This window comes from Myxococcus sp. CA033, assembly GCF_013336625.1.
Classification (GTDB): Bacteria; Myxococcota; Myxococcia; order Myxococcales; family Myxococcaceae; genus Myxococcus; species Myxococcus llanfairpwllgwyngyllgogerychwyrndrobwllllantysiliogogogochensis.
In genome coordinates this window covers 58,107-80,054 of sequence record NZ_JABUMU010000011.1, presented here as the reverse complement: position 1 = coordinate 80,054, position 21,948 = coordinate 58,107, and the positions used below count along the sequence as shown (strand labels likewise).

General features: G+C 69.3%; 18 protein-coding genes. 9 read left to right on the top strand and 9 right to left on the bottom strand.

Annotation, left to right across the window (positions count from 1 at the left end; all coding sequences use genetic code 11):
• Nucleotides 1–18 precede the first annotated feature (18 nt).
• From selB to HUA78_RS24790, 4 genes are all read left to right on the top strand, one after another.
• Nucleotides 19–1,935 (top strand): selenocysteine-specific translation elongation factor, encoded by a 1,917-nt coding sequence (gene selB, locus HUA78_RS24805; protein ID WP_174477303.1) that lies wholly within the window; start codon nucleotides 19–21, stop codon nucleotides 1,933–1,935.
• Nucleotides 1,932–4,448: an ATP-binding protein gene (locus HUA78_RS24800; RefSeq protein WP_174459729.1), complete on the top strand. Its 2,517-nt coding sequence runs from the start codon at nucleotides 1,932–1,934 to the stop codon at nucleotides 4,446–4,448. Before selB ends, HUA78_RS24800 begins: the two co-directional genes overlap by 4 nt.
• Complete coding sequence (locus tag HUA78_RS24795; RefSeq protein WP_174454577.1) at nucleotides 4,445–5,890, top strand: sigma-54 dependent transcriptional regulator; 1,446 nt, start codon at nucleotides 4,445–4,447, stop codon at nucleotides 5,888–5,890. Before HUA78_RS24800 ends, HUA78_RS24795 begins: the two co-directional genes overlap by 4 nt.
• A 426-nt stretch (nucleotides 5,891–6,316) precedes the next feature.
• Nucleotides 6,317–7,162, top strand: coding sequence for a GNAT family N-acetyltransferase (locus HUA78_RS24790; RefSeq protein ID WP_174459728.1), 846 nt, complete (start codon nucleotides 6,317–6,319; stop codon nucleotides 7,160–7,162).
• Between the two features lie 99 nt (nucleotides 7,163–7,261).
• Here the strand turns inward: HUA78_RS24790 and HUA78_RS24785 are convergent, their stop codons facing one another.
• The 7 genes from HUA78_RS24785 to nuoE form a co-directional block, all read right to left on the bottom strand.
• On the bottom strand, nucleotides 7,262–8,821 hold the full coding sequence (locus HUA78_RS24785; RefSeq protein WP_141648587.1) for an NADH-quinone oxidoreductase subunit N: 1,560 nt from the start codon (nucleotides 8,819–8,821) through the stop codon (nucleotides 7,262–7,264).
• An 18-nt stretch (nucleotides 8,822–8,839) separates the two neighbouring features.
• Complete coding sequence (locus HUA78_RS24780) at nucleotides 8,840–10,570, bottom strand: NuoM family protein (protein ID WP_174454579.1); 1,731 nt, start codon at nucleotides 10,568–10,570, stop codon at nucleotides 8,840–8,842.
• A complete protein-coding gene (nuoL, locus tag HUA78_RS24775) occupies nucleotides 10,567–12,795 on the bottom strand; it encodes an NADH-quinone oxidoreductase subunit L (RefSeq protein WP_174477302.1) in 2,229 nt (742 codons plus the stop codon). Before nuoL ends, HUA78_RS24780 begins: the two co-directional genes overlap by 4 nt.
• Before the next feature lie 22 nt (nucleotides 12,796–12,817).
• The gene (gene nuoK / locus HUA78_RS24770) at nucleotides 12,818–13,120 is read right to left on the bottom strand and encodes an NADH-quinone oxidoreductase subunit NuoK (protein ID WP_141643162.1); all 303 of its coding nucleotides are present in this window, start codon (nucleotides 13,118–13,120) and stop codon (nucleotides 12,818–12,820) included.
• Nucleotides 13,121–13,195: 75 nt separating this feature from the next.
• The gene (locus HUA78_RS24765) at nucleotides 13,196–13,705 is read right to left on the bottom strand and encodes an NADH-quinone oxidoreductase subunit J (protein WP_141643158.1); all 510 of its coding nucleotides are present in this window, start codon (nucleotides 13,703–13,705) and stop codon (nucleotides 13,196–13,198) included.
• Nucleotides 13,702–15,042: an NADH-quinone oxidoreductase subunit NuoF gene (gene nuoF / locus HUA78_RS24760; protein WP_174454580.1), complete on the bottom strand. Its 1,341-nt coding sequence runs from the start codon at nucleotides 15,040–15,042 to the stop codon at nucleotides 13,702–13,704. The genes HUA78_RS24765 and nuoF overlap by 4 nt, the downstream gene beginning before the upstream one ends.
• A 34-nt stretch (nucleotides 15,043–15,076) precedes the next feature.
• A complete protein-coding gene (gene nuoE, locus HUA78_RS24755) occupies nucleotides 15,077–15,565 on the bottom strand; it encodes an NAD(P)H-dependent oxidoreductase subunit E (RefSeq protein WP_141643156.1) in 489 nt (162 codons plus the stop codon).
• A 105-nt stretch (nucleotides 15,566–15,670) separates the two neighbouring features.
• Here nuoE and HUA78_RS24750 point away from each other — a divergent pair, with 105 nt between their 5' ends.
• From HUA78_RS24750 to serB, 3 genes are all read left to right on the top strand, one after another.
• The gene (locus tag HUA78_RS24750; RefSeq protein ID WP_141643155.1) at nucleotides 15,671–16,420 is read left to right on the top strand and encodes a TIGR02266 family protein; all 750 of its coding nucleotides are present in this window, start codon (nucleotides 15,671–15,673) and stop codon (nucleotides 16,418–16,420) included.
• A 67-nt stretch (nucleotides 16,421–16,487) separates the two neighbouring features.
• Nucleotides 16,488–18,059, top strand: coding sequence for a serine/threonine-protein kinase (locus tag HUA78_RS24745; protein ID WP_174477301.1), 1,572 nt, complete (start codon nucleotides 16,488–16,490; stop codon nucleotides 18,057–18,059).
• Nucleotides 18,060–18,128: 69 nt separating this feature from the next.
• Nucleotides 18,129–19,328, top strand: coding sequence for a phosphoserine phosphatase SerB (gene serB, locus HUA78_RS24740; protein WP_174477300.1), 1,200 nt, complete (start codon nucleotides 18,129–18,131; stop codon nucleotides 19,326–19,328).
• Between the two features lie 3 nt (nucleotides 19,329–19,331).
• On the opposite strand, the gene HUA78_RS24735 is transcribed toward serB, so the two are convergent.
• A complete protein-coding gene (locus HUA78_RS24735) occupies nucleotides 19,332–20,204 on the bottom strand; it encodes a general secretion pathway protein GspE (protein WP_174477299.1) in 873 nt (290 codons plus the stop codon).
• Between the two features lie 81 nt (nucleotides 20,205–20,285).
• Between HUA78_RS24735 and HUA78_RS24730 the strand changes: the two genes are divergently transcribed.
• Nucleotides 20,286–20,480: a CPXCG motif-containing cysteine-rich protein gene (locus HUA78_RS24730; RefSeq protein WP_141643151.1), complete on the top strand. Its 195-nt coding sequence runs from the start codon at nucleotides 20,286–20,288 to the stop codon at nucleotides 20,478–20,480.
• A gap of 249 nt (nucleotides 20,481–20,729) precedes the next feature.
• On the top strand, nucleotides 20,730–21,182 hold the full coding sequence (locus HUA78_RS24725) for an Hsp20/alpha crystallin family protein (RefSeq protein ID WP_141643150.1): 453 nt from the start codon (nucleotides 20,730–20,732) through the stop codon (nucleotides 21,180–21,182).
• 114 nt (nucleotides 21,183–21,296) lie between these two features.
• On the opposite strand, the gene HUA78_RS24720 is transcribed toward HUA78_RS24725, so the two are convergent.
• The gene (locus HUA78_RS24720) at nucleotides 21,297–21,917 is read right to left on the bottom strand and encodes a response regulator (RefSeq protein ID WP_015346747.1); all 621 of its coding nucleotides are present in this window, start codon (nucleotides 21,915–21,917) and stop codon (nucleotides 21,297–21,299) included.
• Between the last annotated feature and the right edge of the window lie 31 nt (nucleotides 21,918–21,948).

The following is a 21,948-nucleotide window of genomic DNA, read 5'->3' as shown; positions in this document are numbered from 1 at the left end:
CGGTGCCGTGGTGAGGCGATGATTGTCGGCACCGCGGGCCACATCGACCACGGCAAGACGTCGTTGGTGAAGGCCCTCACCGGCATCGACACGGACAGGCTCCAGGAAGAGAAGCGCCGGGGCATCACCCTGGAGCTGGGCTTCGCGCACCTGACGCTGGATGACGGCACGGTGGCGGGCGTGGTGGACGTGCCCGGCCACGAGCGCTTCGTGAAGGCGATGGCCGCGGGTGCTGGCGGCGTGGACCTGGCCGTGCTGGTGGTGGCGTCGGACGAGGGCGTGATGCCCCAGACGCGCGAGCACCTGGACATCTGCCGGCTCCTGGGCGTGCGCGCCGGTGTCGTCGCCCTCACCAAGTCGGACCTGTTGGCGGAGCCTGGGCCGGAGTGGCGCGCGCTGGTGGAGGCGGACCTCGCCGCGCTCACCACGGGCTCTTTCCTGGAGGGGGCGCCGGTGGTGCCCTGCTCGACGCGCACGGGGGAGGGACTGGACGCGCTGCGCACCGCGCTCAGCCGCGCCGCCGGGGCGCTGGCGAAGCGTCCCTCCGAGGGGCCGACGTTCCTCCCGGTGGACCGGGTCTTCACGCTGAAGGGCTTCGGCACGGTGGTGACGGGCACGTTGCTGTCGGGCACGGTGGCGGTGGACGACGCGGTGTCGCTGTTGCCGGGACAGCCGGGCCCGTTGCGCGTGCGCGGCGTGCAGGTGCACGGGCGGGCGGTGGAGAAGGTGGAGGCCGGGCAGCGCGCGGCGGTGAACCTGCCGGGCGTGGAGGCGGAGTCACTCCACCGAGGGCAGGTGCTGACGCGCGCGGGAGAGCTGCCCGAGACGCGCATGCTGGACGTGGAGTTGACGCTGCTGCCGACGGCGGAGTCACCGCTGCCGCGTCGCCGGAAGCTGCTGTTGCACCTGGGCACCTCCCAGGTGGAGGCCACGGTGGCGCTGCTGGACGTGGAGCGGCTGGAGCCTGGCGAGACGACGCTGGCGCAGCTCCGGTTGGAGGCTCCGGTGGCGGCGCTCGTGGGCCAGCGCTTCATCCTCCGGGGCTCGCGCGCGCTGCCGGGGCGGGGCGCGACGCTCGCGGGCGGACGCGTGCTGTCGATTGTGCCCCCCCGGCGCCGCAAGGGGGGCTCGGCGGTGGTGGCGCCGTTGCGAGAGGCGGACCCGGCGGGGCAGGTGGCCTGGTTGCTGCGGCAGGCGGGCTATCGCGGACTGACGCAGCAGGAGCTGTTCGGCCGCTCCGGGCTGGGGCCTCGGGTGCTGACGCGCGCGCTGGAGCTGTCGGGCACGCGGGGCTCGGCGTTGTTGGTGGACCGCGAGAAGCGGCTGTATCTGTCCGGCGAGGTGTTCGAGGGACTGCAGGGGCGAGCGCTCGCATTGCTGGCCGCATTCCATGAGCGCGAGCCCTTGCGCGAGGGCCTGTCCCGAGAGGAGCTGCGGCAGCGCCTGTCGTCCGAGCTGGACGCTCGCGCCTTCCAGCGGGTGTTGCAGGGACTGGGGGACACCGGGAAGCTGGAGGTGGACCGGGACCTCGTGCGTCTGAAGGGGCGCGGCCGTGCATTGTCGCTGGGGGACGAGGCGGCCCGGGCGCGGCTCGCCGCGGAGCTGTCCGCGACGGGACTGGCCCCGCCCACGGAGGGCGAGCTGTCCCAGAAGCTCCAGCTCCCGGTGCCCCGCCTGCGAGAGCTGATGAAGGTGCTGGTGGCCGAGGGGAGGGTGGTGAAGGTCAGCGAGGAGCTGTGCTTCGACGCGGCGGCGCTGGGCGCTCTTCGGGAGCGGCTGGTTGCCCACCTGCGCGAGAAGAAGGAAATTACCACCCAGGCCTTCAAGGAACTGGTGGGACAGAGCCGCAAGTTCGTCATCCCTCTGTCCGAGTACTTCGACCGGGAGAAGGTGACGCTCCGGGTGGGCGAGAAGCGGGTGCTGCGTCGCGGATGAGCACGAGGCATTACAGCGAGGCGTCGCTGCGCGCCTTCATCGAGCCCTTCGCCAACCCCGTGCTCGCGGTGGTGGACGGACGGGTGTTCGCCGCGAACGACGCGTACCTCGCGCTCCTGGGGCTTCCCCGGGAGCGAGTCGAGGGGCGCTCCATCATGGACTTCGTCCAGCCGGAGGACCGCAGCAGGCTGGTCGAGCGCTACCGCCTGCTGGAGTCCGGCGTGCCCATGGAGGCGGCGACGCAGCTGTACCAGGTTCCCTCGGCGGACGGCGTCACCCGCGAGGTGGCCCTCTACGCGTCCCATCTCTCGCTCGAGAGCGGGGGGCGGGCGCTGCTGCTCAACCTGCTTCCCATGGTGGACCGGCCCACCGAGCTGTCCGTGGCCGAGCGACTGGTGGAGACCTCCGCGGGCCTCGTGTCCGCGCACTCCGAGGACGCGGTGCGCCGCGTCGCGCTCAAGGGCCTGGAGGCCGCGGGCTTCCGGGTGCGGCTGTTGCGGTGGGACGGCATGCGGCTGCATGCGCTCGACGGGGGGCCTCCTCCGGTGGACGTGTACCTGGGGCTGGAGGCGCTGTCGGACGGGCGCCCTGTCTTCGGTGGCGCGGAGCGGGCCTCGCCCACGCACGTGTACCTGCCGGTGGGGGGGCCCCAGGTGGAGGTGCTGCGCGTGGAGGGCCCGTGGGTGGCGCCTCGCCACGGCTCGGTGCTGACGCTCTTCGCCAAGGTGGTGGGGGCGGCGCTGACGGACGCGCGTGTGCAGGCGGACAGCACCCGCAGCCGGTGGGAAGTGGGCGCCGTCGCGGAGATGGCGCGCTTCGTGGCGCGGCCGATTCCCCCCACGCCAGAGGACTTCCTGTCGCGCGTGTCGGAGCTGCTGCTGGCGGAGGCCGCCGTGCTGCACCTGACGAGCGGCGAGGAGGGGCCGCTGGAGCTGACCGCCCACTTCGGGCTGGCGGAGAGCGGTGTCTCCCCGGGGGCCGTGGACCGCCTGAGCCGGGTGATGGGGGCCTCGGTGCCGGACGCCCTGGATGGAGACCTCACCACGGAGGCCCAGGCGGCGGTGCTGCGCGAGGTCTCCGGCGGCGCGCTGGGCAGTGGCGCGGCGGTGCGGCTGGCTCGGGGCGGAGAAATCTGTGGGGTGCTCCAGGTCCTTCGTGCTCCGGACCGGCCCTTCGACGCGCGGGATGTGCGGCTGCTCGGGACGTTGTCGGAGTTGCTGGTGACGCTGCTGGAGCAGCGGCGGCTGCGCTCGGAGTCCGGGCGGCAGCTCACGGAGACGCGCCTGCTGTTGGACCTGGCCCGCACCACGTCGGGCGTGCTGGAGACCTCCAGCATCCTCGACGTGGCCTCGGACTTCCTGGTCCACCTGCTGGACGTGTCCAACTGCTACATCATGCTGTACGACGAGAGCGCCAAGGTGCTCCGGGGCGCCGCGGCCTCCGCGGCCCATCGCGACTTCTTCCGCACGGTGGTGTTGTCGCTGAGCAGTGACAGCGTGGCGGCCCGGGCCGCGCGCGAGCGGCGGCCGGTGGCCATCGAGGACGTGGAGGCCTCTGGCGGAGGCTTCAACCCGCAGCTCGTCCAGCGCTTCGGCGAGAAGGCGCTCCTGGCGTTGCCGCTCACCTCGCGCGAGGAGCTCATTGGCGTGGTGTTGGTGGACGACACGCGGCGCACCCGGGGCTTCAGCCCCCAGCTCGTCGAGCTGGCGGAGGCCACGTGTGGCCAGCTGGCGCTCTCCATCGCCAACGCGCGCCTGTACGAATCGCTGTGGGCCAGCTACGCGGAGCTGGCCGCCACGCGCGCGGAGATGGTGAAGCGCGAGCGACTGGCGGCGCTGGGCGAGCTGTCCGCGATTGTCGCGCACGAGGTGCGCAACCCGCTGGGCGTCATCTTCAACGCGGTGGCGTCGCTGCGCCGGCTGCTGGAGCCCGCGGGTGACGCGGGCATGCTGCTGGACATCCTGGGCGAGGAGAGCGACCGCCTCAACCGCATCGTCGGCGACCTGCTGGACTACACGCGCCCCAGGAACCCGGTGCTCCAGCACGAGGACCTGGGCCGCGTGCTCCAGGACTCACTGGAGGCGGCGCGCGTGCAGGGCGGTGGCACGGACCGGCCCGTGCAAATCGATTCGGAGGTGGAGCCCGGCTTGCCGCCGGTGCCCATGGACCGCAGGCTCATCCGCCAGGCGCTCGTCAACGTGGCCGTCAACGCGATTCAGTCCATGCCGCAGGGCGGGAGGGTGCAGGTGCGGGCTCGACGGGAGGCGCATGGTGGGCGTGAGCAGCTGCGCATCGACGTGGCGGACCAGGGGCTGGGCATTCCCGCCGAGCTGCTCCACCGCGTCTTCGAGCCCTTCTTCACCACCAAGGCGCAGGGCACGGGCCTGGGCCTGGCTGTCGTCAAACGTATCCTCGAGGAACATCGAGGCGAAATCGCCGTGGACAGCGTCCCCGGTCGCGGTACCACCTTCACTTTCCGCCTTCCCCTCTCGCAGCCCCCGTCCTTCCCATGACTGACGCGAACACCCCGCCGTCCCGTGGACGCATCCTCGTCGTGGACGACCAGCGCAACATGCGCGCGACCACCGCGTTGCTTCTGCGCGCCGAGCACTACACCGTCTTCGAGGCGGGCACGGGTGAGGAGGCCCTGGCCCACCTGTCGGGCGGCAGCATGGACCTGCTGCTGACGGACTTGAAGATGGAGCCCATGGACGGGCTGACGCTGCTCAGGCGCGCGCTGGAGGTGGCCCCCCGTCTCCAGGTCATCATGATGACGGCCTTCGGCTCCATCGAGAGCGCGGTGGAGGCGATGCGGCTGGGCGCCTACGACTACGTCACCAAGCCCTTCAAGGAGAGCGAGCTGCGCTACCGCGTGGAGCGCGCCCTGGAGCGCGCGCGCCTCCTGCGCGACGTGGACAACCTCGCCACCGACTTCAACCAGCGCCACGGCCTGTCCGCGCTGGTGGGACGCAGCGCGGCCATGAGGGACCTCACCTCGCGGCTGATGCGCGTGGCGCAGAGCGACGCCACCGTGCTCATCCAGGGCGAAAGCGGCACCGGCAAGGAGCTGGTGGCCCGGGCGCTCCACGCGCACAGCCGTCGCAAGAGCCGCTCCTTCGTGCCCGTCAACTGCGCCGCCATCAGCGAGTCCCTGCTGGAGAGCGAGCTGTTCGGCCATGCGAAGGGCGCCTTCACGGGCGCGGTGAAGGCGCGCCGCGGCCTCTTCGAGGAGGCCGATGGCGGCACGCTCTTCATCGACGAGGTGACGGAGACGAGCCCCACCTTCCAGTCCAAGCTGCTGCGCGCCCTCCAGGAGGGTGAAGTCCGCCGCGTGGGCGAATCCACCGCGCTGCGCGTGGACGTGCGCACCGTCGCCGCCACCAACCGAGATATCGAAGTGGAGGTGCGCGAGAAGCGCTTCCGCCAGGACCTCTACTACCGCCTCAACGTGGTGACGCTGCGCGTGCCCCCCCTGCGCGAGCGTCTGGAGGACGTGCCCGCGCTCGCCGAGCACTTCCTGGAGCGCGCCAACGCCCGCAGCCCCAACCCCCGGCGCCTGTCCGCCTCCGCCGTGACGCACCTGATGGGCTACGACTTCCCTGGCAACGTGCGCGAGCTGGAGAACCTGGTGGAGCAGGCCGCCGCGCTCGCCGAAAGCGACGAGCTGCTGCCCGAGGACTTCCCGCTGCGCCAGGCCCGCCTGCCGCCCGCGCACGGCTCATCTGGCCTCAGTTCCCTGGACGGGCAACTGGGCCTGGGCTCGGGCACGAGCGGAGGCCCCACGCTGGCCCAGGTGGTGGAAGAGGCCGAGCGCCGCGCCATCGCCCAATCCCTGGAGCGCCATGGCGTGGACCTTGCCCGTGTCGCGGACGAGCTGGGCGTCTCCTCCACCACGCTGTGGCGGAAGATGAAGCGCCTCAACCTCCGCCCGCCCAGCGAGGCGGTCCGGGAGTAGGGTGGAGTTGGACGTGTAACTTTTGCGCACCTGTGGATTCAGATCCGAAATGAACGAGGTTCATCGGTGAAAAACACAGGCGCTTGAAATCATTGAGAATTTTCAGTTCTGCAAGTCGATTTCAGGGCTGCAATGCAATCGCCGAGGTTGGCCAGTGTCGGGTGGACCTCTAAGTGCCTGAGAAAACTGGAGTTTGTCTCAAAACGACTCTTGGCACGACGACTGCTATAGCTCCACGCGGGACACATCGAAGCGAGGCTGAAGGCGGTTCCCCCCCACCCCTTCAGCACTTCCGGTGAGTCACCTTCAGAAGACCCGCGGCCCGACCCTCCCCTGTGGAGTGTCGGGCCGCCTTCTTTTGTGCTGTTGGCCGTTGAAATCCGCCCGCGTCGGTGTTCGCTCCATCCTTCTGCGGAGGAATGCCTGATGGCGGTGGAAGCGCGACGGCAGCCGAGTGCGTGGGCCCTGAGGCCTGGCCGGGCCTCTGACTACGAAACCTACGTGAGGTTGTTCGCGGAGCTGGGGGTGGACGAACCACCTCCGTCCGCCTCCATGTGGGCCCATGAGGTGGCCCCCCGCACCCTGCTGGTCGACGGGCCGGGTGGGGTGGAGGGGTACACGTCGACGGACGCGCTGGGAGAGCTGGGCTACGTGGGGCAGTTGGTGGTGGCGCCCTCCGCGCGTCGGCGGGGGTTGGGGCGCTGGTTGATGGAGCGGGTGGCGGAGCGCTTCCGGGAGCAGGGCTGTCGGAGCTGGGCCCTCAACGTGAAGCGGGACAACGTCGCGGCCCTGGGGCTGTACACCTCGCTGGGCATGAGGCGCGCGCGCCAGGGCATCAACCTGAAGGTGACGCGAGCCCAGGTGGCCGCGCTTCCGCCCGTGCCTGGCGGGCTGGTGGTGGTGCCCCTGGAGGCAGGTGACTGGGCGCCGCTGACGGGGGCCTTCGGGATGATGCCGGGCAAGCTGGCGCGCTACGCGACGCTGGCCTCGCACCGACTGCTGCGGCTGGCGCGCGAGGATGGTGTGGAGGAGGCGCCGCTCGGGATGATGGACGTGCGCTCGGGTGGCGCGGTGTTGTTTCCCTTCTTCGCGGCCTCACTGCCTCATGCGCGGGCGCTGCTGGAGGGCGCCTTCTCGCTGTTGGGGGCCTCTCGCGAGTCGATGGGCGTGGTGGTGACGGATGACGCGCCACTGGAGCGACTCCTGCGCGACGCGGGAGCCGCCGTGAGCCTGGAGACCTTCGAGCTGCGTGGAGCGCTTCCGGAGCCGTAGCGCGCGCTTCGTCGCGGGCCCCGGAAAAGACGACGCCCGCCCGAGCACGAGGCCGGGGCGGGCGTGGGAACAACCACGGGGCAGGCAGCCCCGCGAGGGCTACTGGCCGAAGATGCTGCTGGCCTGCTCCAGCCACGCGGTGATGGGGCCGGGGAGGATACCGAACACCACCACGGCGGCGGTGGAGAGGACCAGCGCCAGCTCCGTGGACCAGCTCCGCTCGAGCGGCTGGGCGCCCTCGGGCACGGGCCGCATGAACATGTAGACCACCACGCGCAGGTAGTAATAGGCGCCCGCCGCGCTGGCGAGCACGCCGACGATGGCCAGGCCGATGAGGCCCGAGTCCACCGCGCTCTGGAAGATGAGCAGCTTGCTCATGAAGCCGATGGTGGGAGGAATCCCGCCCAGCGACAGCATGAAGGTGGCCATGGCCACGGCCCAGCCCGGACGGCGCTGCGCCAGCCCGCTGAACCGCTCCAGGTCCCACGCGGTTCCCTTCTCCTCGTCCTCGCGGCGCTCCAGCACGGACACCAGGGTGAAGGCACCCACGGCGCTGAAGGTGTAGGCGAGCAGATAGAAGAGGATGCCGCGCAGCGCCTGCGAGCGGGCCAGCTCCACCGGCGAGCCACCCGTCAGCTCGGACGGGCCGAGCAGGCGGAACTGCTCGCCCGGCGCGGTGACGAACAAGGCCGCCACGCCCACCAGGAGGTATCCGGCGTGGGCGATGGACGAGTACGCCAGCATGCGCTTCACGTTGCGCTGCGGAATCGCCAGCAGGTTGCCCACCACCATGGTGAGGAAGGCGAGGGTGGAGAACAGCACCAGCGGCAGGTGCGGGTCGATTCCCTTGCCCAGCGTGAGGAACACGCGCACCAGCGCCGCGAAGGCCGCGGCCTTCACGCCCGCGCTCATCAGCGCGGTGACGGGGGTGGGGGCACCCTCGTACACGTCCGGCGTCCACATGTGGAAGGGCACCGCGGCGACCTTGAAGGCGAAGCCGGAGCCCAGGAGGATGAGGCCCGCGTAGACCAGCGCCGGCTGGGTGGCGAGCGCGCCGGACAGCGGGCCCACCATGGCCGTCAGCTTCGTGGTGCCGGTGGCGCCGTACAGGAGCGCCGCGCCGTACAGCAGCACTGCGGAGGAGAAGGCGCCGAGGATGAAGTACTTGAAGCCCGCCTCGCTCGGCCGCGTGCCACGTCGCAGGTACGACGTGAGCGCGTAGGTCGCGATGGAGAGGACCTCCAGGTTGACGAAGAGGGTGATGAGCTCGTTGGACATCGCCAGCAGGCTCATGCCCGCCGCGGCGAAGAGCATCAACGCGTAGAACTCACCGCGCTCCGCCCCGCGCTTGCGCAGGAAGCTCACCGAGCTCAGCGCCGCCAGGCCCAGGCCCACGCACACCACGAAGGTGAGGAAGCTGGAGAAGGGGTCCAGCACGCCGAAGCCGAGGAACGCCTCGTGCGCCGGCTCGAACATGGAGGCCACGGCCACGGCGCCCGCCGCCACCGCCGCCACCACGGTGAGCACGGCCTGGTAGGAGCGCGACGCGGTGGCGCTGAGGAACACCTCCGACAGGAGCAGGATGCAGGCTCCCACCACCAGGATGATGGCGGGAATCAGCGGGAGGAAGTCTGCCAGGGTGAGATTGGGCAGGATCATGTCGTGGGCTCAGGCGGCTTACGGCCGAGACGAGGGGACGGCCCGGGCGGCGAGCGGGGTGGGGGCGCTCGGAGCAGCCACGGTGGGGTGGGCCGGCAGCGCCATCACCTCCACGCGCACCTGGTCCTCCTGCACGGTGGCTCCCGGGGTGCCCACGCGAGCGCGGGCGAGGAAGCGGCCAGTGGACGGCTCGATGCGGTCGAGGAACGGCTGCGGCATCAGGCCCATCACTCCGACGAGGATGATGAAGGGCAGCACCGTGAGCATCTCCCGCAGGTTCATGTCGGTCAGGTGCTGGTTCTCGCGGTGCGTGAGGCCGCCGAAGAACACCTTCTGCACCATCCACAGCATGTACGCGGCGCCCAGGATGACGCCCAGGGTGGCGAACGCGCCGAACACCATCGTCAGGTGCGGGTTGCCCGCGGCCGCGCCCAGGTCCGACTTGAACGTGCCCAGCAGGACGAGGAACTCACCGATGAAGCCGTTGGTGCCCGGCACCGCCACCGACGAGAAGGTGATGATGACGAAGGCCACCGTGAACACCGGCATGACCTTGGCGATGCCGCCGAAGTCCGCCATCAGTCGCGTGTGGCGCCGCTCGTAGAGGAAGCCGAACAGGAGGAACAGCGCGCCCGTGGAGATGCCGTGGTTGAGCATCTGGTACGCGCTGCCCGTGGCGCCCTCCGCCGTCAGGGCGAAGATGCCCAGCATGCAGTAGCCCAGGTGGCTCACGGACGAGTAGGCAATCAGCTTCTTGATGTCCCGCTGCGCCAGACACATCAGCGCGCCGTACACGATGCCGATGACGGCCAGCGTCGCCAGGAAGGGCCGGGCGTTCTGCGCGGCCACCGGGAAGAACGGAATCGCGTACCGCCAGAAGCCGAACGTGCCCATCTTCAGCATGACGCCGGCCAGAATCATGGAGCCGGCCACCGGCGCCTGCACGTGCGCGTCCGGCAACCACGTGTGCACCGGCCACATGGGCACCTTGATGGCGAACGCCAGCGCGAAGGCGGCGAAGAGCCACGGGCCATAGGTGTGCAGCGTCGCGGCCAGTCCCGTGAGCGAGTCACACGCTCCGGGGGGTCCCGCGTTGCAGGCGGACAGCTGCCGGTTCGCGTCCAGCAGGCCGTTGTACAGGGTGGAGTAGTCGAACGAGCGCGCGCCCGCGGGCGAGCTGATGAAGTACACGGCGATGAGCGCCACCAGCATCAGCAGCGAGCCGACCAGCGTGTAGAGGAAGAACTTCACCGCCGCCATCTGGCGGTCCTCGGCGCCCCACACACCCACCAGGAGGTACATGGGGATGAGCATGGCCTCGAAGAAGATGTAGAAGAGCAGCACGTCCAGCGACACCAGCGCGCCCAGCATCGTCGTCTGGAGCACCAGCAGCGCCAGATGGAACTCCTTGATGCGGTGGCTGATGTACGTGGTGGAGGCCATCACCACCAGCGGGCCCAGGAACACCGTGAGCAGGAGCAGGCTCACCGCCAGGCCATCCACGCCCAGGTGGTAGCTGAGCCCGAACTCCTTGAACCAGGACACCCGGTACTCGAGCTGGAACTCCGGGCCGCCCGGCTCGAAGCGCATGTACGCCCACACGCCGAACACGAGGTCCACCAGCATGGCGATGAGCGTGACGGTGCGAATCTGTCCCGACTCGCCCGCCGGCAGCATCAACACCAGCACCGCGAAGATGAGGGGCAGGAAGACGACGAGGTTGAGCAGGTGGGTGTCGAAGAAGCTCATTGCAGCACCTGGATGAGGGCGTAGGCGACTCCGCCCAGCAGGGCGAGGGCCATCACTGCGGCGTAGGCCTGGGCGTCGCCCGACTGGACGTAGCGCAGCGCGCTGCCCACTCGCGCCGTCACCCACGCCGTGCCGCGGACCGCCACGGTGTCGATGAGGAGCGCGTCCACCACGCGGAAGAGGATGAAGCTCATGAACTTCACCGGCCGGATGATGGCCAGCTCGTACAGCTCATCCACGTAGAACTTGTTCTGCGCCGTGCGGCGCACCGCCCGGGCGAACGCGGGAACCGGCTGGCCCACGCGCGCCGGGAAGAAGCGCAGGTACAGGAAGCCCGCCAGCGCGCCGCCAGAGACGGCGACGAGCCACGCGAAGACGTAGTCGCCCATCGCGGGGACGCTGGTGTCCAGCGCCACCGTCTTGCCCGACGCCACGATGCGGTTCATCGCCGCGAACACCGGGCTCAGGAAGTTCTCGAACACCGGCTGAGGCCGGCCGTCGCCCGGCGCCTTCATCAGCGGCCACGCGTACACCGCGGACACCACGCTGAGCACCGCCAGCACCACCAGGGGCAGCGTCATCTGCCACGCGCTCTCGTGAGCGTGCGCCAGCTTCGCCTCCTTGGAGCGCTGACCCTCGAAGGTCAGCAGGTACACGCGCGTCATGTAGAACGCGGTGCAGGCGGCGATGAGCAGGCCCAGGTAGTAGACGACGCTGGACACCCAGTGCAGCCCTTCCAGGTGGTTGTGGTGCACGCCGTGGAAGATGGCGTCCTTCGAGAAGAAGCCGGACAGCGGGATGATGCCGGTGATGGCCAGCGTGGCGACGAAGAACGTGCCCCACGTCCACTTCATCTCGTGGCGCAGGCCGCCCAGCTTCTTGATGTCCGTCTCGTCCCCGTTGCCGTGCATCACGCTGCCGGCGCCCAGGAAGAGGCAGGCCTTGAAGAACGCGTGCGTGACGAGGTGGAGCACCGCCGCCCAGAACACGCCCATGCCCACGCCCATGAACATGATGCCCAGCTGGGACACCGTGGAGTAGGCGAGCACCTTCTTGATGTCGTCCTGCGCGAAGGCGATGAGCGCCGCGAGCAGCGAGGTCAGCGCGCCGATGATGGCCACCGTGGCCATGGCCGTGGGGCTGAGCACCAGCAGCGCGGACATGCGGCTGAACAGGTAGATGCCGGCGGTGACCATCGTCGCCGCGTGGATGAGGGCGGAGACGGGCGTCGGGCCCGCCATCGCGTCCGGCAGCCACACGTAGAGGGGCAACTGCGCGCTCTTGCCCGCGGCTCCCAGCAGGAACAGCAGCATCGCCGCCGTCATCACCCCGCCGAACGTGTAGCCCTCCAACGGGCCCGCGGCGATGGGGGTGGACAGCGTCACCTTGCCGCCGCCCTCGGGCAGCGCCTCGGCCATCTTCTGCAGGCCCAGGAAGGTGACGGGGCCCTTGTCCTGGAGCGCGGACGCGTAGCGCTGGCTGCTGCTGCCCGCCACCGTGTAGTCGCGCTCGTCGGCCTGCTTGTTGAAGGCGCCCACCAGGAGCACCATCAGGAACGTGGCGATGAGGAACGCGAAGTCACCGATGCGGTTGGTGACGAACGCCTTGCGGCCCGCCCACGCCTTGGCCGGGTCCGTGTACCAGAAGCCGATGAGCAGGTAGCTGGCCATGCCCACGCCTTCCCAGCCCACGAAGAGCAGGACCAGGTTGTCGGCCAGCACCAGCGTCAGCATCGCCGCGACGAACAGGTTCAGGTACGCGAAGTACCGCCAGTAGGACTCGTCGTGCTCCATGTAGCTGGTGGAGTACAGGTGGATGAGGAACCCGACGCCGGTGATGACCAGCAGCAGGGTGCCCGACAGGTGGTCCACCATCAGCCCGAAGTTCACCCGGAAGTCGCCCACGGCGAACCAGGTGCCGTAGTCGTGCGCCAGGGCGTAGCGCACGTAGTCGCGCTCGTTGCCGAACGGGTTCACGAGGAAGGACAGGAGCCGGCGGGTCTCCGGGTCCGTGGCGCTGGTGGCCCAGAAGGCCAGCACGCTGAGCACGAACGCGCCGCCCACCGCCGAGCAGGCGACCAGGTTCACGTTGGCCCGGCCCAGCATCTTGCCGAACACGCCGCAGATGAACGCGCCGAGCAGCGGCAGGGCGATGATGAGCCACAGGGAGGGCGCCATCACGTCGGGAGCGACGGGCGCCGTCGTCAGGAATTGCGAGAGGGTCATGACAGGGCTCCTGGCGGGTCCGTCAGTGCTTCATGGTCCGGATGTCTTCCACCAGGACGCTGCCTCGGCTCCGGAAGACGGCGATGACGATGGCGAGGCCAATGGCCGCTTCCGCCGCCGCGACGGCGATGACGAAGAAGGCGGAGACATGGCCAACGCTGTCTCCGTGCATTCGGGCGAACGCGAGGAAGGTCAGGTTCGCGGCGTTGAGCATCAGCTCCACGCACATGAAGATGACCAGCGCGTTGCGGCGCACCATCACGCCAAACATGCCCATGCAGAACAGGGCGGCGGCAAGCAGGAGGTAGTAGGAGATGGGGACCATGGGCCGATTCGGGGCCTCGCGGGCGACGACCTGCGCCGCCATCTAACACAGAAAGTTGGGGGGAGTCGGCAGCGATCAGATTCGCGACTTGGCCACCACCACGGCGCCCACCATGGCCACCAGCAGCAGCAAGCTCACCGCTTCGAAGGGAAGCAGCCACTGGGTGAAGATGACCTGACCCAGGGTCGCCATGGTGCCGAAGGTCGCCTGCCCCTCCAGGCCCAGCGAGGGAGGCGGCCCGGAAGGCAGCTTCGACAGGGCGATGCCCAGCACCACCAGCAGGCCCACAGTGGAGGCGCCACCCACGATTCGCGCCAGCGTGGGCCGGCCCCGCGTGGGGGACTCGCCCAGGTTGAGCAGCATGATGACGAAGAGGAAGAGCACCATGATGGCGCCCGCGTAGACGAGCACCTGGAGCACCGCCACCGTGTGCGCCCAGAGCAGGATGTACAGGCCCGCCAGGAAGAAGAAGGTGGAGACCAGGGCCATGGCGGAGTTGATGGGGCTCCGCGCGAAGATGACCGTCCCGGCCGACAGCAGCGTCAGGAGCGCGAACGCCCCGAAGAGGATGAGCTCGATGTTCAAGACCAGTCTCCGAACGAACCCCAGGGCTTGTCGCCGAACGGGCAGCGGTGCTCGCGGATGTGGGCCTCGAACTCGTCCTTGTACCGCATCAGGAACGAGTGCGTGGGCAGCGCCGCCGCGTCACCCAGCGCGCAGATGGTGTTGCCCAGGCCGATGGGCGGGTAGGGGGCAATCGAGGACGCCACGTTGGACAGCATCTCGATGTCGCCCGGCTCGCCGCGGCCCTCTTCAATCTTGCGCAGAAGCCGCGTCTGCCACGGCGTGCCCTCGCGGCACGGCGTGCACTGGCCGCAGGACTCCTCCGCGTAGAAGCGCGCCACGCGCCACAGGCTGCGCACCATGCAGGTGGAGTCGTCCATGACGATGACGCCGCCGGAGCCCGCCATGGTCTGCTTGACCTTGAGGGCCTCGAACTCCATGGCCACGTCCAGCTCGTCCGCGCCCAGCACCGGCGCCGAGGACCCGCCCGGAATCACGGCCTTCACCTTGCGACCCGCCGGCAGACCCCGGCCGAACTTGTCGTCGTAGATGAGCTCCGCGAGCGTGGTGAACATGGACACTTCGTAGACGCCGGGGCGGTTCACGGAGCCCGACAGGCAGACCAGGCGCGTGCCGCCCGACTTGTCCGTGCCCAGCTTCGCGTACCAGTCCGAGCCCCCCGTGAAGACGTGCGGCACGCTGGCGAGCGTCTCCACGTTGTTCACCACCGTGGGGCTGCCGAACAGGCCGACCACCGCGGGGAAGGGGGGCTTCAAGCGCGGCCAGCCCTTCTTGCCTTCCAGGCTCTCCAGGAGGGCCGTCTCCTCACCGCAGATGTAGGCGCCAGCGCCACGGACCAGGTAGCAGTTGAGCTCGAAGTCCTTGCCCAGCATCTTCTTGCCGAAGATGCCCGCCTTGTAGGCCTCGTCGATGGCCGCCTGGCAGCGCTCCGCGGGGAACTTGAACTCGCCGCGCAGGTACACGTAGCAGGTGTGCACGCCCAGCGCGTACGACGCGATGGCGATGCCCTCCAGCATCATGTGCGGGTCATCTTCCAGGATGTAGCGGTCCTTGAAGGTGCCCGGCTCGGACTCGTCGCCGTTGACGGCCAGGTACTTGGGCTTGGGGCTGTCCTTGGGGACGAAGCTCCACTTCAGGCCCGTGGGGAAGCCGGCGCCGCCGCGCCCTCGGAGGTTGGACTTCTTCACCTCGTCGATGATGGCCGCCGGCTGCATCTCCAGCGCCTTCTTGAGGCCCTCGTAGCCACCGCGCTTCTTGTAGCTGTCCAGGGTCCAGGACTGCGGCTTGCCCCAGGCCGCCGAGATGATCGGGTCGATCGTCTTTGCCGTAGCGGTCATGTGATGACGTCCTACCGGAGTAAAAGGGGTGGGCTCAGCTCAGCTTGGCCAGGATGGCGTCCAGCTTGGCGCGGGTGAGGCTCTCGTGATGATCCTCGTTGATCTGCAGGCACGGTGCGGTGCCGCAGGAGGCCAGGCACTCGGTCTCGCGCAAGGTGAACTTCTCGTTGGCTTCACCTGCCTTGAGGCCGAGCTTCTCCTCCAGGTAGGCGAGCATCTTCTCCGCTCCCCAGAGCGAGCAGGACAGGTTCGTGCAGACGTCGATGACGTACTTGCCCGGCTTCTTCAGGTGGTACATCACGTAGAAGCTGGCGACCTCGTAGGCGCGCTCCGGCGTGACTTCCAGGCTCTTGGCGACCAGCCGCAGTCCTTCGGGCGGCAACCAGCCCTTGATCTCCTGGAGCACGCGCAGCGCCGGGAGCATGCCCGCGCTTTTGCGATCAGGGGGGTAGTGGGAGATGATCTCCGCGATACCCGCGTCGAACTTCTTCTGCTCTTCAGGAGTGAACAGGGGCTCCGCCATGGCGGGGGGCTACGTATTGCTCCCATGGCCGCGTTGTCAACATAAACCCTCGACGGTACACTGGGCCGCCATCAGCAAATTGCCGAGCGATTTCAACCCCTTGTTATGACCCCGGGCCCAGAGAACAAGCGCCAGCACCCCCGGATCCCGGCCGTGCTGAAGGTGGAGTACGCGGACGGACGCCATGCGCGTGACGTCACGGAGAACCTGTCCCATGCGGGGCTCTTCGTGCAGACCGAGCAGGCCTTCACATTGGGGGAGGATGTCCGGCTCGCACTTTCTTTCCCGGGACTGCTGGATCCGGTAGAAGTCAGCGGCATCGTGGCCTGGGTCAGGCCGGCGAGCTTCGATCAGCCCGGAGGTGTCGGCGTCCGAGTGGAGCGCGCAGAAGACCGGCGGAGACTGGGTGACATCTTGAGTGCGGCAGGTCCAGACAGCCAGGAGTCCACCGGCGAGCACGAGGGGTACCGTGTGCTCATCGTCGAGGACAACCCGCACATCATCGAGATGTACAGCTACGTCCTGAAGAAGCTGGCCAGCGGGGAGCTGCACGGGAAGGTGCCCCTGGAGGTCCACTTCGCGCCGGACGGTCACCACGCGCTCCTGATGCTGCGCGAGGGCCGCTTCAGCCTCGTCATGACGGACCTGTACATGCCGGTGATGGACGGCTTCGCCCTGGTGGAGCGCATCCGCGAGGAAGAAGCGCTCCGGGCCATCCCCGTCATCGCCATCTCCGCGGGCGGCAAGGAAGCCCAGGACCGCGCCCTGCAGCTCGGCGTCGACATCTACCTGCGCAAGCCGGTGAAGTTCGTCGAGGTGCTGGAGACGGTGAAGCAGCTCTTGCGCATCAAGTAGCCGCCCCCCGGGTTCTGGCAGTCCCACGTTGAGTGAGGACGGGGGGACGTCGTAGAGTCGCCCACCCATGCCGAAGGCCGCCATCAACCGCGACGCCGTCAGTGGCGAGGCGCTGTTCATCCTCCGTAACCTGAGGGAGAACGGCCGACTTGGACGCTCGAACAAGCTGGCCGATGTGAAGGCCGCTCTCGAACCGTCCGTCTCGCTCGAGTTCGACAACTACTTCTTCTTCCTGCGCAAGTTCCACTACATCGCCATGGACCGCGAGGCCCAGCTCAAGCTCACCGACCAGGGTGAGCGCGTGGCGGGCGGGGAACTTGGGGACAAGTTCTCCACGGAGGTGGGCGAGTTCTTCGCCGAGCAGCTCGCCTCCGCCGAGGACGAGCCGCCGGTGGCCCAGGGCACCGAGGAGCCCATGCAGCTGCCGCCGCCCCCGCCAGAGCTGCTGCTGGACGAGGCGGAGGTGGTGCCCACCGGGGCCACGCAAATCGCGCCGCCTCCCTCGCCTCCGTCCATGGCGCCCATGCGGGCCGCGCGCTCGGCCATGCCCGCGCTGGAGTTGACGCCCCCGCCGGGGGCGGCGCAGGTGCCGTCGTCCGTCGGCTCGCCTTCGCCCGTGGCGCTCATCACCCCCGCGGTCCCCGAGCCTCGCCGGGAGACGTCCATCGGCCCCGCTCCCGTCGCTCCCGCGCCGCTGCCCTTCGCTCCTCCTGCGTCGTCCGTTTCCTCCATGCCCCCTCCCGCCGCCACTCCTGTCGCCGCCGCGCCCGTCGCTTCCAAGGGCACCGAGCTGGACCTGCGCTACCAGAAGTTCGACCCCATTGGCACGGGCCCCCTGGGCACCGTCTTCAAGGGTCGCTTCACGGCGCTCGGGCTGGACATCTGCCTGAAGGAGCTCAAGGACATCTTCGGCTACTTCTCCTTCCTGCAGCGCGGGGAGGTGCTCAAGCGGCTGAAGAAGGAGCTGTGCGCGCAGGCCCAGGTGCGCCACCCCGGCATCGTCCATGTGGTGGATCAGAACGTGGACGCGAGCCGGCCCTACTTCGTGCTGGAGTTGATGAACGGCAGCCTGAAGGAGCGGCTGGAGGCGGGCGGTGGCAGCGGCGTGCCGGTGCCCTTCGCGCTGCGCACCTTCCTGCAGATGGCCTACGGCCTGCGCGCCGCGCACGCCACGGGCCTGACGCACCACAACCTCAAGCCGGAGAACGTCCTCTTCGACGCGTACGGCAACGCGAAGCTCGCCGACTTCGGCCTGGGCCGCGTGGTGGAGGTGGACTCCACCAAGGGCATGCCCCAGGTCTTCGTGGGCACCGGCGGAATGCCCTACATGGCCCCGGAGCTGATGAACCGCGGCGCCAAGGAGCCGGGCCCGTCCGCGGACGTCTACGGGCTGGGCATCCTGCTCTACGAGATGCTCACCGGGCAGATTCCCGGCCGCCGCTCGCCCCTGCCCTCGGAGGTGAATCCCGAGGCGCCCAGCGGCCTGGACCAGCTCTTCGACAAGGCCACCCAGGACAAGCGCGAGCAGCGCTACCCGGACGTGGATGCGATGCTCGAGGACTTCTACAAGGCCTTCCCGGACAAGGAGTTCCTCGTCCGGGGCGACCTCGTCCTCTCCTCGGACGCGCCGCAGCCGTGATTCACCGGTGGGCGCGGGCCGCATGAGGCCCGCCCCGCCCGCGCGCGGTCGTGGCATCGTCCGGGGGACATGACCCCGACTTCTTCCGGCTGCGTGCTCGTCACCGTCACGGGCAAGGACCACCCTGGCATCACCGCCCGCCTCACCGGCCTGCTCGCGGAGGCGGGCGCGGAGCTGCTCGACGTGGAGCAGGTGGTGGTGCAGGGCCGCCTCACGCTCTGCCTGCTGGTGCGCCTGCCCGACGCGCGCGGCATCCCCAGCGCGCTGCTCTTCGCCGCCCGGGAGCTGGGCGTGGACCTGGACTTCCAGGCGGTGGAATCGCCGGACGCGAGCGCCCCCGCGAAGTCCTCGCCCGCGCGCTACGTCGTCACGGCGGTGGGCCGCGCGCTGGGCGCCCGCGAGCTGCATGCGTTGTCCTCGCACCTGGCGGGGCAGGGCGCGAACCTGGAGCGCATCGTCCGGCTGACACACACGCACCTGGGCTCGGTGGAGCTGCACGTCACCCTGCCTGACTCCGTGGAGCCGGAGGCGCTGAAGCGCTCCCTGCTGGCGCTGTCCATGCGCGACAACACCTTCGACGTGGCGCTGCAGCGCGAGAGCCTGTTTCGCCGCAGCAAGAGGATGGTGGTGATGGATATGGACTCCACGCTCATCCGCATCGAGGTCATCGACGAACTGGCGCGCGCGCACGGCGTGGGCGAGCAGGTGTCGCGCATCACCGAGCGCGCCATGCACGGGGAGATGGACTACGACGAGTCGCTGCGCCAGCGCGTGGCGCTGCTGGCGGGGCTGGACGTGGCCGTGCTGCACCAGCTCGCGGCGAACCTGCCGCTGACGGAGGGCGCACAGACGCTGGTGCGCGTGCTGCGGCGCCTGGGCTACCGCACCGCGGTCATCAGCGGAGGCTTCTCCGTGGCCGCCGAGGCGCTCAAGGCGCGCCTGGGCATCGACCATGCCTTCTCCAACGTGCTGGAGGAGGAGGGCGGGAAGCTCACCGGGCGCACCGTGGGGCCCATCGTCAACGCGCTCCGGAAGGCGGAGCTGCTGGAGCAGCTGGCGAAAGAGGAGGGCATCCTGCTCGAGCAGGTTATCGCGGTGGGCGATGGCGCCAATGACTTGCTGATGCTGGAGCGCGCGGGGCTGGGCATCGCCTTCCGCGCCAAGCCCCGGCTGCGCGAGGCGGCTGATACCTCCATCTCCGCAGGCGGCCTGGACGCCATCCTCTACCTCTTGGGGCTCACCGGTCGCGAGCTCGAGGAAGCCGGCTGACGACTACAGCCGCATCTTCGCGGCCAGCTCCCGCTGCTGCAGCTTGCCCTTCTCCAGCAGCAGCTCCAGCAGGGCGCGCAGAATCTTGGAGCTCTTCTCCTGGTTCTGCTGGAGCGTCTGCAGGCGCTGCAGGTCCTCGTCCGTCCACTCGGAGGCAGGGACGCCGCCGGCCAGGATTTCATCCAGGATGTCCGCCGCGCTGGAGGAGCCATTGGCCACGGGCGGTGCGGGCTTGTCCGCGGCACGGGGCGCCGCGGGCGCGGTGGCGGGAGAGCCCGGCGGGACGATGTCGGCGATTCGCTTCACCACCGTGTTGCCGCTCATGTCGACGACCTTGAATTCGTCCTCCTCATGCTGCTCCTCGTCGACGGTGGAGGGCGTGTTGGCGGACTGGCTGCGCGACGGCGCGAAGCGGCTGCTCGCCACCGGCTCCTGGTTCCGGTAGTGCCGCAGGATGGCGTGCTCGATTTCGCGCTCGCCCGCCACCATGGGCACCACGCGAGCGCGGCTGCGGGCCGCCACCTGGTCCAGCGTGGCCAGGTCCGTGGGGTCCGCCATCGCCAGCACCAGCGTCTTGCCGTTGTCCTTGAGCGACACGGGGAAGACCGCCTTCTGCTCGGCCAGGCCCACCTCCACGCGCGCCAGCGCGCTCGCGTCGCGGCTGATGTTGCCCAACTGCACCCGCTGCATCCCCAGACCCTGGCAGATGGCCTCCGTGACGATGTCCTCGCTGGCCAGCCCCAGGTCCGCCACCACGCGCGACAGCCGCCCGCCCCACTGGTCCAGGGTGGCCATGGCGCTGCGCAGCTGGAGGTCGTCGATGACGCGGGCCTTGACGAGGATGTCACCAATACGATTGCGGGAAGGAGAAGCCATGGCTCGGGAGTCTACCGTCTGAATGCGCGGACGCTCAGTCCGCGACGCAATCGCCCGCTTCGAGGGCGAGGAGGCACCACCATGCAGCCCTTCGCGGAAACCGCCATCCAGCAGTGCCCCTACTGCGGCGAGGAGGTAGAGGTCGACGTGGACCCCATCGGCGCCAGCGCGGAGCACTACATCGAGGACTGCCCCGTGTGCTGCCGTCCCTGGACGGTGCACGTCGCCCGTGACGAGGAAGCCGTCTCCGTGTCCCTGGGCCGCGAGGACGACTGACGCCGCGGTACCCGTCCTGGAAGGCGCCTTCCCGGTGCGCAGGAGGGCAGGCAGGCGGGCTTGTGGGGACGGGCGCGGCGGGGCCGGGGGCGTTGCTTGACACGTCCCGGAGCATGGTTCTCTTGAGTCTTGTGAGGCGGCGCTGGAGTGGAGCCCCGATGGGGCCCCCGAGGCGACCGCCGACTACGACAACGTCTGTGATTCACACACCGTGCACCCTGCCCAGGGTGGCACGCACAGGAGAAGACCATGCAAAGCCGAAACCCGTTCAACTCCGCCGTGGTGGTGAACCCCCTGATGCGCGACTTCGACGCGCTCTTCCGTGAGCTGGGGCAGCCGGGCTTGTTCCGTCAGTCCGCGCGGAGCACCGAGCGCGCTCCCGCGGCCGACATCCTCGAGTCCGAGGCCGGCGTCACGTTGCACCTCGACATCCCTGGCGTGGACGTGAAGGACATCCAGGTGACGGTGGAGCGCGACGTGCTCACCGTGAAGGCCGAACGCAAGGCGCAGCCGCTCGCCGAAGGCGTCAGCGTGCGTCGTCAGGAGCGCGGCCAGGGCAGCTTCACGCGCTCGTTCTCCCTTCCGGAGACCGTGGACGCCACCCAGGTGGAGGCGCGCTACGAGCAAGGCGTGCTGACGCTGACGCTGCCTCGGCGCGAGGAGTCCAAGCCCCGAGTCATCGAGGTCAAGGTCCAGAGCTGAACCGCGCGCACACCCCTCCTGGGAGGCCGCTGTCCGCCGAAAACGGCGCGGCTTCCTGCTGACTTCACCCCTGTCGAGGGCTTCCGCGAGGGGGTGGCGGAAGCCCTCCGCGCTTCAGCGCTTGGCGCTGAGCGAGATGGGCACGCGGAACAGCTCCAGCACCTGCTGTACATCCAGCGGCTTGGCGAGGCACGCGAGCGCGCCGGCCTGCTTCGACTGCTCCACCACATCGGCGGTGTGCACGGACGTCATCGTGATGAGACGCACGCCCTCCATCTGCTTGCGCTGACGAATACGACGGCACACCTCCAGGCCATCGATGTCCGGCATGTTGAGGTCGATGATCATGCCGTGCGGCTTCTGCTCGGACACCAGCAGCAACGCCTCCACGCCACTGGTCGTCGTCTGCAACTCCACCTGCGCCGCGAACGGCTTGAACGCGCGCTTGATGGCGTCCAGCACCGCGCGCTCGTCGTCCACCACCAACAGGCGCACCGTGCCGCTGCCCAACTCCTCCGGCACCGGCATCTGGTGGGTGATGAGGAACGTGCGCAGGTCCGCCGACCGCACCCGGCGGTGACCGCCCGGCGTCCTGAAAGCCATCAGGATGCCCCGGTCAATCCACTTGCTCACCGTGGACGGATCCACCTGAAGCAAGCGACTGATGTCGTGCGTCGTGTAGAGCTGGTCCGTCATCGCCGTACTCCCCTCTTGCTGCATCATTCCGCTGCCCATGGAATCAACCACCTACCTTGAATACGGGGTT